This window comes from Ignavibacteriales bacterium, assembly GCA_016214905.1.
GTDB lineage: Bacteria > Bacteroidota > Ignavibacteria > UBA10030 > SZUA-254 > PNNN01.
In genome coordinates this window covers 56,162-72,916 of record JACRMQ010000002.1, presented here as the reverse complement: position 1 = coordinate 72,916, position 16,755 = coordinate 56,162, and the positions used below count along the sequence as shown (strand labels likewise).

7 protein-coding genes and 2 tRNA genes are annotated in these 16,755 nt (G+C 40.4%); 2 read left to right on the top strand and 7 right to left on the bottom strand.

Annotation, left to right across the window (positions count from 1 at the left end; translation table 11 throughout):
* Positions 1 to 948 precede the first annotated feature (948 nt).
* The 4 genes from HZB59_01105 to HZB59_01090 all read right to left on the bottom strand — a co-directional run bounded on the left by HZB59_01105 (position 949) and on the right by HZB59_01090 (position 3,575).
* Positions 949 to 1,023: transfer RNA gene (locus tag HZB59_01105), tRNA-Asp, on the bottom strand.
* A gap of 189 nt (positions 1,024 to 1,212) precedes the next feature.
* A complete protein-coding gene (locus tag HZB59_01100; protein MBI5020011.1) occupies positions 1,213 to 2,409 on the bottom strand; it encodes a GvpL/GvpF family gas vesicle protein in 1,197 nt (398 codons plus the stop codon).
* Between the two features lie 139 nt (positions 2,410 to 2,548).
* Positions 2,549 to 2,634, bottom strand: a tRNA-Ser gene (locus HZB59_01095).
* An 80-nt stretch (positions 2,635 to 2,714) separates the two neighbouring features.
* Positions 2,715 to 3,575, bottom strand: coding sequence for a DMT family transporter (locus HZB59_01090; GenBank protein ID MBI5020010.1), 861 nt, complete (start codon positions 3,573 to 3,575; stop codon positions 2,715 to 2,717).
* A 143-nt stretch (positions 3,576 to 3,718) separates the two neighbouring features.
* On the opposite strand from HZB59_01090, the gene HZB59_01085 reads away from it, so the two are divergent.
* Positions 3,719 to 4,891, top strand: a complete 1,173-nt coding sequence (locus HZB59_01085) for an MFS transporter (protein MBI5020009.1) — start codon at positions 3,719 to 3,721, stop codon at positions 4,889 to 4,891.
* 52 nt (positions 4,892 to 4,943) lie between these two features.
* Here HZB59_01085 and HZB59_01080 read toward each other — a convergent pair whose 3' ends face one another.
* From HZB59_01080 to HZB59_01070, 3 genes are all read right to left on the bottom strand, one after another.
* Positions 4,944 to 6,434, bottom strand: coding sequence for a T9SS type A sorting domain-containing protein (locus HZB59_01080; GenBank protein MBI5020008.1), 1,491 nt, complete (start codon positions 6,432 to 6,434; stop codon positions 4,944 to 4,946).
* Positions 6,435 to 6,490: 56 nt separating this feature from the next.
* Positions 6,491 to 6,697, bottom strand: a complete 207-nt coding sequence (locus HZB59_01075) for a hypothetical protein (GenBank protein MBI5020007.1) — start codon at positions 6,695 to 6,697, stop codon at positions 6,491 to 6,493.
* A 365-nt stretch (positions 6,698 to 7,062) separates the two neighbouring features.
* Positions 7,063 to 13,551 (bottom strand): T9SS type A sorting domain-containing protein, encoded by a 6,489-nt coding sequence (locus HZB59_01070; protein MBI5020006.1) that lies wholly within the window; start codon positions 13,549 to 13,551, stop codon positions 7,063 to 7,065.
* Positions 13,552 to 13,798: 247 nt separating this feature from the next.
* On the opposite strand from HZB59_01070, the gene polA reads away from it, so the two are divergent.
* A complete protein-coding gene (gene polA, locus HZB59_01065; GenBank protein ID MBI5020005.1) occupies positions 13,799 to 16,669 on the top strand; it encodes a DNA polymerase I in 2,871 nt (956 codons plus the stop codon).
* The last annotated feature ends 86 nt before the right edge of the window (positions 16,670 to 16,755 follow it).

Below are 16,755 nucleotides of genomic sequence, written 5' to 3'. Positions count from 1 at the left end.
AGAATGTGGATTCTGGTTTATTAATGATATTGACCAATTATCTGAGAAATTCAATGATTTTGGATGATTTTTCAGAAATTAACTTCGAACACCATTTTTCTTTACGCCATAATTAAAAGTAGGATAAATAAAAAATTTTTCGGGAAAATCATCATGTCATGGCTTCCCCCCCTATCCACCAGGTAATTTTCACCTCCCTCTATGAATCTACAATAATTACAATTCTTCGTAAACTCCGACCTCCACCCAAAGTCAATTAACAACAAAATTTCATAAGAATAATATTTGAATTAATTTTCTATCCCGGAAATATTTTACGAATTAATTTCGGCATAAATTGTTTGGTCAAATTCTGCCATCCTGCTCTCTGCGAATTTTTCATCCGATTTCATATACAGATATTTTACAATTTTTTGTTTAAGAATCTTTATTATCTGCCAATCTTCCCAACGATGCTTAACCTAAATATTTATCCAACGGAAAATGTTTCATACTTCGCACCTTCGAGAGAATTTTACTCCAAGATATTTTCAATAGTTATATTTATAAAAACATTCTGATTATGCAATCGGATTACGATTAACCGATATAGTAATTATTATCTTTCCCACTGTGGATTATATATGCGAAATGCGGTGTGACCTGTTTATTTCTTCCTTACATTGCGGGGAGCGATTCCGTGAATCCTACTTCATTCAATTTACGAGAACAGCGAGCCTTCCGGAGATTAACCAAAAAATAATAAAGAGTGATGTCATTCGCGAATACTTTTATCGGAAACCCTGAATTCTGGTGAAACCCGAGTTCTACAATCCCGATTTAAATATGAGAAGTGATACAAAAAAATATTTGATCAGGTTCTTGAATCAACATGATAACTCTACTCTTTTTAACGTTGGGTTATAAATACGAAATGATGTGTTGAATCCCTATTCCCTCCTTACTTTGCGGGGCCGACGAGACTCGAACTCGCGACCTTCTGCGTGACAGGCAGACGTTCTAACCAAACTGAACTACGACCCCGTTATATGATTTTAAAAGTATCATTTTACTTCCTCCCGTTACAGACGTTCTAACCAAACTGCTTGCCCGCCATGCTTCATCTTTTGGCGGGAACTACGACCCCGTTATTACTTGATAAATATATAAAAATATTATTTTAAATCCAATATTCTTATAAGAAAGATTGACTGATTGGGAAGGTTCTTACGATTAAAACGAGATTCTGACATTCGGACTTGTAACACGAAGCATCAGTTTGAATTGTTCATACTCATGCTGGATACTCCGAATCGATTTGAAAAAATTCTTCCGTTTATCTTTTCCAACGGTGTAACGGGATGAGAGAATCGACTTCCAATCGTCCATGAAAGCATTGTCAAGGCGGATCATAAAATCGATCTTTGATTTCGTTGCATGGAGAAGCAACTGACTATGAATTTCCTGCGCTAAACTTTTCTCTTTAAACAGCAATTTCTCAAGCATTTTCACATCGCGCCCTTTGCTGACGGGATGCCTCGATTCACGCGTAGATGTTCTGTCTTTCCCGGAAGCTGCAATCATGGGTAATTCTATTAGATGCTGATCAAAAGCGAATACTTCTACATCCCAGTCAACAGCGTCATGAACATCGATTAGTGAGCGAAGGATATCCACATATTTATCTTCGATCTGTTTGGTGATTGTATCTTTATTCTGGATTACGGTCCAGAATGGAAATGCGACCAATACTTCCTCCGAACGAAGAATATTAAGAGTTTTTTCATACTCGTATTTTAATTGAACTGAAGATTTTGTACTCAAACTTAACCGACCTGCATTATCTTTCGGATAAGCAGATGGTTGTAGTTGATGGATGAAAAATCGAACGTCTCCGTAATCTAAGAGAATGATATTGTTTGTTCCATCAACTCCTTTCAATTCTAATTTTTTGGTAGGAATTCCGTGTCCGGTACTATCGGGGGCATAACAAAATCCGAGCAGATAAAACCAATCTGAATCTTTAAATTCGATATCTAAAGATTCAGTCGGAAAATGTTCTTTTGTTCCATATCGTTCCATAATCGACTCAGTTGTAACTTCTGATGCTACCGGTTCCGGTAATTTTTCTTCTATTTTCGGAGTTTCAGTTGGTGGAATTTCATCAACTGTTTTTTCATAAATTGGAATATTTTCAATTATGATTTCTTTTTCCGATTCAACCTCGTTTTCTATCATCTTGATGGTAAGATCGCGTAATTCACCAGATAGGAGATAATTAAATTGGTTAAGAATCGCATCAACAACTTTTTCAACTGGAAGGTCGGCAAAAGGTTCAAGTTTTTGCCGTAACTGCTGATTTAGTTTAATCTTATCGGCAAGTTTTTCAAGAATCTTATCAGACAGTTGTTTTTGCGTATCTTCTTTCATAAATTCAATTTGACTGTTGCATAGTAAATTCATCCACTCCTAAAGATTTACAAATGACATTTTGTATTCTTAAAAAAATATCCGCCAATAAAAAGATCGAATTTTTATTTTCGGAGAGATATATTAAATCTCTCTATCTTGGCGGAGAGCTAGGGATTCGAACCCCAAAGTCCTTGCGGACGCCGGTTTTCAAGACCGGTGCAATAGCCGTTCTGCCAGCTCTCCAAATTTCGAAAATCGAATATCGAACATCGAAAATAACCGTGTTAAATATATTGAAAACTGAAGCCGAAAGCAAGCACTTATCATCTTCCTTGCGCTATTATCACCCCTGTCAGAGCTATAACACCACCGATGATGAAAGCGGCAGTTATCGATTGGCCCAGCAACATTACGGAAAGCAATGTTGTAAGTATCGGCTGTAAGTTCATGAAAATCGTGACCCTTGTAGCTTCTATCCTACTTAAAGCATAATACCAAAGAACGTAGGCAAAAATTGATGTCATCACTGCCAGATACAACAATCCTAACCAATGATATATGGTGAGAGTTCCAAAAGAAAAATTTACTGTGTTCCAGGATCCTATCGGTAAATATAAAATTGTACCAATTACCATAGTTGATGAACTTGTTTTGAGAGCACCATACTTCAGTATCATCTCCTTCCCTTGAACTGTGTATAATGCCCAAGCGATAACCGCTGCAAAGATAATAACATTTCCCATTGTATAATCGGAATGGAAATTAACTCCCTTTTCAAATATTACAATCAGAACTCCGGTGAACGCGATACCAATGCCGATCATCCTTTTAAGAACTGCTTTCTCTCTACCCGATATAATAGAAAGAACCAGCACCATCGCGGGAGTTGTAGCATAAAGAAGTGCGGCATTAGCCGGTGTTGTATATTTTATCGCATATAGAAAGAAGAATTGATTTATGGGGATTGCTAATACACTTAAAAAAATAATCTTCTTCCAATCAGATCTCTCGAATTGAAGTTTTATTTTCCGAATAAACATTATACCAATGAGCGCAAGAGCCGCGATACCAGATCGTAACATCGTCAGAGTTACGGGATCAATATCTTTTACCACAACTTTAGCAATGATATGAGTGCCGCTTGCTATGAGTTGTTGGAATGTCAATACGAAATAAATAAACATAGATTTAATATAAGGATAATTTCTCAAACCTTTACAGGACAAGCTTTTAAATCAACTTTTTCGTATCTTTCTTTTCGAATATGGAACACTGGAAAAAAAATTTATATATACTTTGGTCGATTCAATTCCTCGCAATGATCGGTATGAATTTAGTCGTACCTTTCCTTCCTTTTTATATCAGACAATTAGGTGTAACCGACCAAACCGAACTTGCACGATGGAGCGGACTCGTATTCGCGGGACCATTCTTCACAGCGTTTATCGCAACTCCGATCTGGGGATCGATGGGAGATAAATACGGGAAAAAAGCAATGGTTGTTCGGGCAATTATCGGGCTGGGAGTTTCTCAGGTTCTAATCGGTTTTTCCCAAAACGTTTACCACTTATTATTCTTCAGACTGCTACAGGGAGCGATAAGCGGATTTATAGCGGCTACACTTGCACTAATTTCGTCGTCAACGCCAAGGGAAAGGATCGGATACGCGCTAGGTTTGCTTCAATCTGCAAATGCGGGGGGTACGATGTTGGGACCTGCAATCGGCGGTTTTCTTGCAGATATAATGGGATACCGCGAAATATTTTTCATCACTGCTTCACTCTGCTTCATCGGCGGATTTGTTATCGCACGTTTCGTTCGGGATGTTCCACAATCTGAAGAGATCGATTCAAAATCATCGGTTGTGCAAAACATAAAATTCATGTTCAGGCATAAACAACTCCGTACGATTGCTGTTGTTATCGTGATCTCTCAAATCGCCGCTTTGATGATTGAACCATTGTTCGCGTTATTCATCGAGAGTTTTAAAACGACAACGAAATATATTTCAACATTGACCGGATTTACAATTGCGATATCGGGAGTCTTTATGGTGATATCCTCGCCGTGGTGGGGTAAGCGAAACGACCTTTTCGGTTTCAAAAAGAATATTATTTACGCTCTGTCCGGAACGGGTGTCACTTATGCTTTGCATATGATTGTACCGAACTTATTTTCGTTGATGTTCCTTAGAGCCGGGATGGGTTTTGTACGCGGCGGCATTCTTCACACTTTATATTCCATGACGAATCATTTTTCACCTGATAACCGAAAAAGCGGAATGATCGGAATCGCATCGAGCCTGACGGTTTTTGGGAATATGATAGGTCCTCTTCTTGGCGGATGGGTTGCAGGCAATTGGGGAATCCAATCTGTCTTTATCATTAACAGTTTTTTATTCTTAATTTGTGCTTCTATTATTTGGTTTTATTATTTTGAAATAAAACAGCATTCCATTTCTGAATCAAAGACGATAAATATTTTGAACGGCACAGAATAAAAAAGGTGAGTTTTTCAACTCACCCAATTTTAGCAGCACTAATGTTGATAAATTATTTCATCAAGATCATTTTTTTCAATTCTGTATATTTCTTACCTCCTGTGGCATCTTCATTCGATAATTCGTTTGCTTCTAAACGATAGAAATAAACACCAGACGATAACACACTTCCGTTATACTCTATCTCCTGATAACCTTCTTCCATCTCCTGACGATTAAGAATTGTCTCAACTTCCTGACCAAGCATGTTGTAGATTTTCAATGTAACAACTGATGCCTGTGGAAGTGTAAATTCTATCTTGGTCGATGGATTGAACGGGTTGGGATAGTTTTGTTGTAACGAGAATTGCATCGGCTCTTCTACAAATGAACTAAACGTAGCAGGAGTGAATTGCATTGTGGGTAACGAAAATTTTCCGAAGTACCAGCCTGACGGTGTCCCTAAATTTAAGTACATCACATCATCTTTTTTATTGATTTCTTTCAACATGCTTGATGGATAGTGAGGAAATCCTTCCGGGAATGATAAAAGCGGACCCCTATTTCCATTTTGATCAAACACCTGATACGACATAGAATTTCCGTCATAAAAGCCTGCTAAAATTTTTCCTGATTCTTTTTGGCAGATGGCGCCATAACCGGTATCCGGCGCCTTTATTTTCCAAGTAACCTTATTGGTTGAAAGATTATAACCCATAACTACTCCACTATTCTTCCACTCACCTTCCCCGCATCTGAGTCTATTCTTTGCAATTGTGCCGATCAAACAAACATTATCACCGGTTCCATGACCAATCCATTCAAGATTATTTGCCTTATCGTCATTTCTGTAATTCAATCCAGGTACACCACCATTACATGTATCTCCACCGGTACCTTTGAACGAGAATTTTTTTGTTTTACCATCAGTTCGAGCAACCATCATCCGCCATTGACTCAATGCTTCTTCTTTCCATGATTTTGTAACTTTCCTGGACTGATATGAATGCATTCCCCCTACCACAACGCTTCCATTTTGAAGAATCAAATTTTTTAATAGGTATGAATAATCATCAAGTTGAAAATCTTCAGATTTAGTACCAGCATCCTTAAAATAAAGTGCTTTATCTTTTTTCAATATGATTGACTGCTTAAGTGGTGTAGCGTTAGCAGTATCGGTCCGGAACAGATAATAATAACCATAATTTGTTTCGAGTTTAATACCCTTTTCTTCCTTATAATTATAATCGACAACACATTGAACAATAGCTATTCTACCATTGTTATCGATGACCGGACCTGCATAATCTTCAAGTTCAATCGTATTAAAAACCGGACGGGTGATAGCTTTGGTGAAAGCAATCGCACCATCTTTTGTAATTTTCATTAGAGATACAGGATTATTAACAATCATGTAAAGATTTCCACTGGCATCAGGAACAGGGTGTGAATAAATAGTCATTATAATATTTGATGGGAGATCGATTCCCCAAAGCCGATTCAGATCATTATCGAAATATGTTATGCTGTCGTAAGTCGTCCCGGTATGGAATAAAGTGTACAATCCGCTTCCGCTATAAATAATATCTTTGATGTAGGAATTGACTTCCTTCTCTATTATTACGATACCGGACGAATTGATTTTTTTATCGTATCCGGCAAGGTATATGGCATAAATAAATAATTATCATGCGCTAAAAACAAACTCCCGTTATCCCCATGAGTAGCTGAAAAATAGTGTCCCGGCAATCTCCATGCTTCCGTTTGCCCAAATGAGAAAGATGAAATAAAGATCAGAGAAGTTACAGCTATTACGAGAAATCTCATACGAACCCCTTTCTGTTTGAGAAGATAATTATTCTTGCAGAATCAGTTAACTATCCTCTTCCTATGAAGCTTTTATCGCTTATTATTTCAGAGGTATTGTAGTTAGATTTCTATCAAATGTCAAATCTTTTCTAAAAAAATCTTCCGAAACGCGACCCTGTCAAAAGCTTCATATTCCGTTCTATTTTAAGGAATTCTCAACTAAAACCAAGAAATTGGTTATTTTTACCCGACAGTTCTCTCGAGTTTATCGTCACTATATTTTCCTCGGTTCACCCCTCACCAAATAACCAATCGGAGTAAATAAAAAAAAGGGTGAGTTTGCAAACTCACCCTTCGTGTTGCCAATCTATATTTATTTATCTCTACCTTATCAGTACCATCTTTTTAACATCGCTGAAGAATTTTCCACCACTCTCCGCAACTATACGATAGAAGTAAACACCACTTGCCAGATGTGATGCGTCGAACTCCGCCCTCTTATAACCCATCACCTGAACTTCATCAACTATAGTTGCAACTCTCTGTCCAAGTAAATTGAAGATCGTAAGAGTTACATGCGAAGTCTTCGGGAGTTCGTAGCGAATTCCTGTGCTCGGATTAAATGGATTAGGATAATTCTGATGGAGTCTGAATACAGTTGGAATATTTTGTAGTTGATCATCTAATCCTGTTATCAATGTCACAGCATCTGCAGACGATTTTGCGATCTCAACGTTACCTGCATTATCGGTTGTCAAACTGAAGAAACCATACCGATTTCCAGATTCACCTGTGAAGGTTGCCATCGTATCTGTAATGTTGGAGAGCCATGGAATAAACGGACTATCATTTTTAGAAACGAAGACCGAATAATTTTTGATCCCCGAACCTGTTGAATCATCCGCACCTGCCCACCGGAGGATGAATGAGGTTGTATCCGGAGTGATTGGTGGCAACAAGCGAACGCTGCTGGAAGGCAATCCTGCATCGATCGTGTTGAATATGGGAGGTGTATCGATCGGATCGTTGACATCGAAGACGATACGCGCTTTCGCATTTATAATGTCACCGGTGTGTGAAGTTGATTTTGGTTTAACAGAAAATGTTAAAAAGCCCTCGCCGCGATGGAGCGAATCGTTGACGGGAAGGAATCCGGAAAGAGGATTGGATGGAAGTTCCCCTGTCGCGGGATTTATCGATTTGAATATCCAGAATGCTTTGTTTTTATCCACATCGACTCCAGCGCTAACATCAACATAAATACTAAGCGTGTCAAGAACATCCAACCGCTTTGAATAATGCGACCGGTTCTCTGCACCATTGAATGTGAAACTCCCAAATCCAAAATTACCGAGACGGAACGACCGAATATCCAGCGTGCTGTCAACATCCATATTAACGGTGACAGTCTGAGCAGGTGCTGTTGCTAGTTTCGGATCATTTTCGAATCGCACGGTGTAGGTCATCGTCTGCGTGACAGCAACCCACTTCTTTTCTCCATATCCTGCCGGACCTAGAATATCATTTGGATCTCTCGATGCAACAACCGGAGTGGGAGTTCGAGGATCATCGCAGAATATTCTGGACATTAGTCCGGGAGAATCGTTGATGATTGCACCGATATTCATACCCAAACCGAGTCCACTTATAACAGCGAGGACAGCTCCAACACCTAATGTCACCGGTGCGAGCAGAGCACCGGTAACCAAACCGATTGCGATGATAGCTAACCTTCCGCCAAGTTCGAGCCAATTTAACTCGTTCTCGCACGATGTAATCATTGGTCTGAACACGGCATCAAGCTTCTTCGGATCGAGGGGAAGACGAGAAACTTTTTCAACAGCTTCCTGAAGTTGTTTCGAAGTTACAAGTGATACGTCAGACGATGTAAGAATTCCAAGATCAACATAAACCTGCATTAGTGTATTTATAAATTCTTGCGGTGTCTGCGCGAGATGATAAAACTCAGGAGCGAATTTACCACTCGAGTCTCTGAGAAGAGCTTGCCGGAACAGTTCAAGATAGAGAAGTTGTCCTTCAACAAATCCTTTTCGGTCAATCGCATCAACGGCTATCTGGATTGGGAATTCAGTACCCTCAACATTGTTCACTTGCAGAGCAATGTTCAAGCGTTGACCAATCCGCACATCCCTCGCTGTAAGCGGTATGAACCGCCAAAATCCTTCATCAAAATGATTCTGAAGATGAACAGCGTTTTTAAGTGTATCAGGCAGTAACTGACTCAGAGTTTGCATGTTGTTCGAGTTTACACTATAACTTTGCCCCGCAGGTATAATGATGTAAACAGTCATGAACGGAAGATCGATGTTGGTTGTATTTTCAACCGAGATGGAGTAGAATCCTGATCCTCCCCGCGCTATTGCGCTTGGTGGTGCAAAGCCCAAGTTTGCGGTGAGATTTTTCCCGGGTTCCAACGTAAATCCACCGGTGAGTGTGGCTTCTGAATTATCAGGACGCCGCACAACGACATCATATGTACCAAGAGGAAGATTACCGGTCAGGTCGAATGTCGCATCGATCCGTGATGCATCGATGAAAGTACTCTTAATGAGTTTCGGCAGTGCACCGCCGGAACCGAGCAGTTTCACTGTGCTGCCATTTACAAATCGGGCTCCTTCAATTGCAATTGTAACATCACCAGAATTTCCACCTTTAGCTGGCGACACCGTATTTATTCCGAACGATAAAGATTGAGCGAGAATTGTAGTTCCAATCGAATCCCCCACCACACGATCAGCATAAATCAGAATGTAATATGTGCCATTATGCGTTTCGGGAATTGTAATCTGTTGATGAGTGGAGAATGCTGTTGTATAGGCAACATCGTACTGCGACCGGGAAGGTACCATACCAAAACGTCCATACATTTCAAGACTGCCGTTCGGGGTATTACCGTCTAGTGTCACCTTCAGAGTTTGTCCGGCAACCACGTTAACCCGGTAATATTTTTGCTCACCTTCAACGAATGATGTTAATGTTGGAATATCGAGTTCGAGTGCCTGAACATCGACACGAGTTGTTCCGGATGATGTTCCTGTATTATTATTTTCATTATTCTCATGGATATAGTTACGGATGTCTGTTCGAACAATTGTATAATAATTTCCGGGTGCAAAGCCCGGCACCGGACCGGTGATGTTACCGGCAGAATCTGAGAGGAACGCGCGACTAATCTTAGCTTTCATGCTCGCTTGCATTGAAGCCCCAGGTGCGAGATTAATGTTCCTTATGTAGATTCCAAAAACCGGATCGGTTACTTCCCAAGTAGAATCGGATGAGAGATAAACTACATCATTGATCCACCCTGTTGCGGGATTCGACCCCTGATTCCGAATTGTCCATGAAATTGTTACCTCATCTCCCGATATAGCGCTATCCGGAACCATGATGTTTGAAATGATGAGATCTGAAGGTGCAGCGATATTCACGGTAATCGGTCGACTGAGTATATTGTTGCTTTCACCGGATTGTTCGAACACTTCTTTTTTACTGTCGGTTTGGATCAGAAGAAATAAATCACCTGAAGCGTAATTCGGAAGTACAACCTCAAGACTATCATTATATGATTGACCGGCGGTAAGTCCTTCATTATGCGATTTTGTTGCAAGTCTCGTGTCTACCGGATCAAGATAGATATCAGTCGATAAATAGATTGCGTCATTCCATGATGAAACAAGTGTTTGTCCCGATCCACTGTTCTGGATTGTCCAGCGTACTGTAATTGGTTGTCCCGATCGACCCTCGCTCGGTGTGGTGAAAGATGCAACGTGGAGATCCGGTGGCGGTGAAAGTGCGATGGATATCATCGATGATGAAAATCTTAGATTATTCAGGATGTTACTGTCATTAACGGCGTTACCTGTATCATTCCGAACTAAAATATAATAATTTCCTGATACGCCATCAGGTAATCGGACGCTTATATCCCGCGAATAACTTTCTCCAATATCAAGCGCACCCATTCTACGAACAACTGTAAGAATACTGTCCACACCCACGTTAAGGATTGAATCCTCTGAGAGATATACTGCGTCGTCCCATTTAGGTGCAAGTGTTTTTCCCGTGCCGATGTTTTGTATAGTGTACTGCATCGAAACCGGAAGCCCGGAGAATCCCGACGATGGGATGGCAATATTTCCAACCTGAAGATCGATAGGTGGATATGGTTGCACAGACACCGCTGAACTTCTCTCGATATTATTTCCTTCATCCGTATGTTCATAAACATTGTTTTCCGCATCGGTGATGATATAGAAATAGTATGTTCCTGAAATCGTTACGGGCAAAGTTACAGACGCGGTTTGTGAATAACTACCCGAAGGTGATAGCGGCGAGGTACGCGGAACATCTTTTAATAACGTCGAGGAAGCAGAGTCCCAAACGGCAGAAGAAGAAATGTACACTTTGTCTTTCCATAACGGAGATGTTGCAGCACCAACCCCCGAGTTTGTAACATTCCAGTTGATAGTTACCTGTTGACCTGCAGAGACAGTTGAGGGATTTGTCATCAATGTGATATCGAGATCGGGCCAAGGACTGAGTTCTACCTGAATGGTGGCGGAAGAACGTCTAAAGTTATTCTTTTCAAAAAGATACTCGAAAACATCATTTTTCCAGTCAGTATTTGCGTAGATGTACAACTGCCCGGATAATCCATCCGGGATGAGAACGCTGTCTGATTTTGTGTAGGTTGAATCAGGTTCGAGGATTCCATAGTGAGTGAACGTTCCGAGAACGTATGCCGATTCAGGATTGAACGTTGATGATGGTGAGATATACAATCTATCCTGCCATCCCGATTCGAACGGAGGATTAGAACCTTGATTTTGTACACTCCAAGAAACTAAAATTCGTTTTCCGGAATTTCCGGTTAGTGGTCCGGAGACATTAGTGACTACAAGATCGGGTGGCGGAGTAAGCACCACATCAATGGATTCGCGTCTCGTGTTGTTGCTTTCGGCTGTAAACTCATAAACGTTGTTAAAATTGTCTGTACTGAGATAAAAGAAATACTTCCCCGAGATCGCATTCGGAAGAACAACGCGGTCAATTCTGGTGTACGAACTTTCCGGCGCAAGAACACCGTCGTGCTGATTCCATGAGAGCCATTTAGCCGTTCGTACATCGAGCACGGTATCCTGCGTGAAATAAAGAACATCATACCATTGTGCGCTGATTGTCGATCCGTTTCCAACATTTTTTATGGTGTAGGAAATATCGATTGTATCTCCCGAGAATGCAGTACTTGGTTTCGAGAACGCGCTTACAATCAGATCAGATGCGGCGGAAAGATTCACTTGCATCGCGGTATCATTTTTCATGAAATTATTTGATTCATCCACTTCTGTTACCTGCGCGAATGCATCCGATTGCACAAAGATATAATAACTTCCGTTAATTCCATTTGGAAGTGTTACATGCTGTGTGTTAGAATAGCTTTCACCCGGTCCCAGATAACTCATATTATCAAAATATCCCAATGTTGTAACACCCATTGGATCAAAAACGGGATTCGGTGATAGATATACCCGATCATACCATTGCGGTACATTGGTAGCAAGTGTACCGTCATTTTTTACAATCCAATTAATTTCTATCTGCTGCCCGGAAAAAGCGTTCGCAGGTGTTTGAACTTTAGTTACCATGAGATCAGGACCGTTGAAGCCATAAAGAAATGGGTTCGAGATCCGCGTGTTATTTGTTTCACTCGACTCGTTAATCTGATTCAGCATATCACATCCGACAACGATATGGTAATTTCCTTTCGGTAATCCAAACGGCATCGAGACACTGTCAGTTACCATTAAACTCTGACCCGGTTCCAGATTCGTCGAACGTAAGTAGAGCGTCAAAAGTGTGTCATTTCCCGCAAGGGAATCAGATGATATGAAAATCTCATCATACCATTGCTGAGAGTTGGTGCTTGTATCCCCGGTATTGGTAATTTGATATGAAAATCTGAGTTTGTCACCAGCGTTTACTGTGTCTGGTCTGTTAATTTGTGAAACGATAAGATCGGGTCGTTTGAAATCGATACTGATTGGAGCCGATCTGCCAAGATTGTTGTCAGGGCTCGTTTCGTTAAGGAAATCAAACGCATTCGTACGCACCAAAATATAGTATATACCACTCAAGCCCGTAGGCAAATAAACGGAACTTGTTCTGGTATACGAATCTCCGATTGTTAATGAGGTATCCATCGATACCGTACCGAGGAAAACATCATCTCCATTATCATACACCGTATCTGACGAAAGTATAATATAATCGTACCACGACTGGTTGGTAATATCTTTTGTTCCAATGTTGGAAACTGAATAGCTGACCTGAATATATTGCTGTGAAGATCCGGTTGCCGGGGCAGTAACGCTTAGAACATTAAGATCCGGAGCGTTCGTACTAAAATTGATCACCGACGAATGAGCGTAATTATTCGTCTCATTCGATTCACTCAAACCTGAAAAGTCGTCTGCATTTACAAAAATATAAAAATTTCCATTTAAACTGTCGGGTACCATCACGATCGTCGAATCTTCTTCGCTCGAGCCGGCGGGAATCGCTACTGAATGGAAGTATATACTCAAATAGGTATCTGTTGATTTGTCAAAATTTTGGTCGGTGGAAATGTATATCCCGTCGAACAAAAAGGCACCGCCTGTGGAGCCACTTCCTATGTTCGAGGTAGTCCACTTGATGGTGATGTATTCACCAGACGAAGCAGATACCGGAACTATCACGTTAGAAATCGTCAGATCTGGTAGTTGTGCAAAAATGGTACCGGTAAAAAAGAATAGGGCGATGAGCGAAACTATCGTCCACATCTCTTCGAGTGTTGCATGGTTCTTTGTCATACACTTAGATCTCCGAAAAATAAAGTTAATAGGTCTAACAAAATTCATATGGCACCTGCTATTAAATGATGGATGAATACTGAAAATCAATTCTCGAATTTTTTCGTTCATATCTGACCGAATAAAATATTTATCAACTATTGTACATCAATTCCGCTTAAAAGTCAACTGTTATTTGTAATCATTATTCCGAAATGGTATCTTGAGAAAAGCCACATATTTTCACATTTTTCCAAATCATTTTCTAATGGCATCATCTGAACGATTATTCCTGCTCGATGGTATGGCTCTTGCCTACCGAGCTTATTTTTCATTCATCAGCCGCCCGCTCATTAACTCGAAAGGAGAAAACACCAGCGCGATTTTCGGTTTCGTCAATACATTGATGAAAATTTTAAATGATGAAAAGCCAGAACATATCGCGGTTGTATTCGATACTAAGGAGCCGACATTCCGACATAAAATGTATGAACCATATAAAGCAACCCGACAGAAAATGCCCGAAGATATGTCGGCGCAATTGGATAAATTAAAAGAAGTTGTCAGGGCATTCAATGTTCCAAGCTTAGAGATGCCCGGTTATGAAGCCGACGATATAATGGGAACACTCGCGCGAAAAGCCGAACGTCAGAAGGTGAATACATTCTTAGTCACCGGTGATAAAGATTTTATGCAACTCATCTCTTCGCGGATAAAGATGTACAAACCCGGCAAGCAGGGAGATGAATGGGAAATTATTGATGAAAAAGGTGTGCACGAAAAATTTGGAGTCGCACCTGACAATGTGATTGATATGCTTGGTCTTATAGGTGATAAATCTGATAATGTTCCGGGTGTTCCGGGTGTGGGAGAAAAAACCGCTACCCCTCTTATCCAGAAATATAAAACCATTGAGAATCTTTATAGAAACATAAATGAGATATCGCAAAAAGGATTGCACGATAAGTTAAAAGAACATAAAGATAAAGCCATTCTCTCAAAAGAATTGGTGACGATCGATTGTAACGTTCCTGTCGATGTTGATATACACCACCTTGAAGCAAAACCATTCGATCGCGAGAAGTTAATTCAGTTATTTACTGAACTTGAATTTAAAGCGCTTTTGAGAAAAATATCTTCAGCAGTTCCACCGCAAAAAGATGCCACTGAGATAGAATTACCAAAATCAGAGTCAACTGATATTAGAAGTGATGAACATAAGTACCATTTCGTCGATAATGAAAAAGATTTTCTTAAACTGGTTAAAATCCTCGCAAACTGCGAAGAGTTCGTATTCGATACGGAAACTACATCCACCGATCCGCTGCAAGCCGAATTGGTTGGATTATCCTTCTCCTTAAAATCGAGAGAAGCATGGTATGTTCCGGTGAAAAGTGAGTGTGATGTTGAAAGCGAAGGGCATAGAGCTGGAAGATTAGAAGTTCGAGATAAGAGCGGGGAGCAAAGAGATTTATTTACATCGCAAACAGCTTCGGCAGCGAATATCCCAAATCCAACATCTCACATCTACGATAAAATCGGACTCCCGTTGTCTTTAGTCAGAGATTCCCTCTCTCCTATATTCGCCGATCCAAAAATAAAAAAGATCGGACAAAACATAAAGTACGATATATTGGTGCTAGCAGCACACGGGATACAGACTCACGGTAAAATGTTTGATACGATGGTTGCAAGTTACATACTACGCCCCGATGGCCAGCATAATCTTGATTCACTTGCCTCTGAACATTTGAATTATAAAATGATTTCTTTCGATGAACTAACAGGTACGGGTAAAGATAGAAAAGATATTCGCGATATTCAACCTGAAACCGTCGGAGAATATTCAAATGAAGATGCGGATTTCACTCAACGATTGTACGAACAACTTGGCGAGAAAATAATTAAGCAAAACCTGAAGCACTTGGCAGAAGATATCGAATTCCCTCTGATCCCAGTTTTAGCAGAAATGGAGTTTGCGGGTGTAAAACTTGACATCAAATTCCTCGCCGATCTTTCTAAGGAACTCGAAAATACACTCAGTAATCTTACTGCCGTGATATACAAACTATCGGGAGAGAAATTCAATATAAACTCCACCCAACAGCTCGGCAAAATCCTTTTCGATAAATTGAAACTTCGCACTGGACGGAAAACCAAAACAGGTTACTCAACCGATGTAGGAACATTAGAAACTATACGGCATGAGCATCCTTTGATTGAAAATCTTCTCGAATTCCGACAGCTCCAGAAATTAAAAAGTACATATGTTGATGCGTTACCCTCCTTGATAAACCCACGGACCGGAAAACTACACACTTCGTACAATCAGACGGTTACCGTTACCGGACGTTTATCCAGCAGTGACCCGAACTTGCAAAATATTCCGATCAGAACCGAGATTGGGAGCAGAATGCGCCGCGCGTTCATACCAAGTGAAAAAGGAAAGGTTATTATCTCCGCAGATTATTCACAGATCGAGCTTCGGGTTATGGCACATATTTCTCATGATGAAGGATTGATTGAGGCATTCCAGAACGGTGAAGATATACACTCTACTACTGCCGCGAAAGTATTTGGTGTTCCTCTCGATGAGGTTTCAAAAGAAATGCGGCGGAAAGCCAAGGAAATTAATTTTGGTATAATGTACGGGATAGGTCCGTATGGATTAGCTACCCGTCTCGATTTACCTCAGACCGAAGCGAAAGATATTATCACTAAATATTTTGAGCGATTCCCAAAAGTAAAACAGTACATAAACGATACAATCGAAACCGCAAAACGGAACGGTTATGTGGCAACGATATTAGGCAGGCGAAGATATTTTCCGGACATAAACAGTCGCAACCAGAATATCCGGAGTAATGCTGAACGTCAAGCGATTAACATGCCGATTCAAGGTACGGCGGCAGATATGATAAAACTGGCGATGATCAGAATTCATGCACAGATTTCAAATCCAAAATCTAAGATTCGCATGTTAATGCAGGTACATGATGAGCTTGTGTTCGAAACAGCCAGGAGCGAAGAGCAAAAAGCTAAAGTCCTGATTGTTGAAGAGATGAAAAATGCGCTTCCCCTTTCCGTTCCGATCGTGGTTGATGTTGGAGTTGGTAATAACTGGTTAGAGGCACACTGACTGAGTACAGGGATATTCGATCATATTCGATTGTTTATTAAGTACGAGTAGAGGAATGTTCATCGATTTGATGCTATACTCTTTAT

Coding starts and splice junctions, on each gene's coding strand:
- HZB59_01100 (MBI5020011.1), bottom strand. CDS start 2,409: ATGAAAGAAGATACGCAAAAACAACTGTCTGATAAGATTCTTGAAAAA.
- HZB59_01090 (MBI5020010.1), bottom strand. CDS start 3,575: ATGTTTATTTATTTCGTATTGACATTCCAACAACTCATAGCAAGCGGC.
- HZB59_01085 (MBI5020009.1), top strand. CDS start 3,719: ATGAATTTAGTCGTACCTTTCCTTCCTTTTTATATCAGACAATTAGGT.
- HZB59_01075 (MBI5020007.1), bottom strand. CDS start 6,697: ATGAGATTTCTCGTAATAGCTGTAACTTCTCTGATCTTTATTTCATCT.
- HZB59_01070 (MBI5020006.1), bottom strand. CDS start 13,551: ATGACAAAGAACCATGCAACACTCGAAGAGATGTGGACGATAGTTTCG.
- polA (MBI5020005.1), top strand. CDS start 13,799: ATGGCATCATCTGAACGATTATTCCTGCTCGATGGTATGGCTCTTGCC.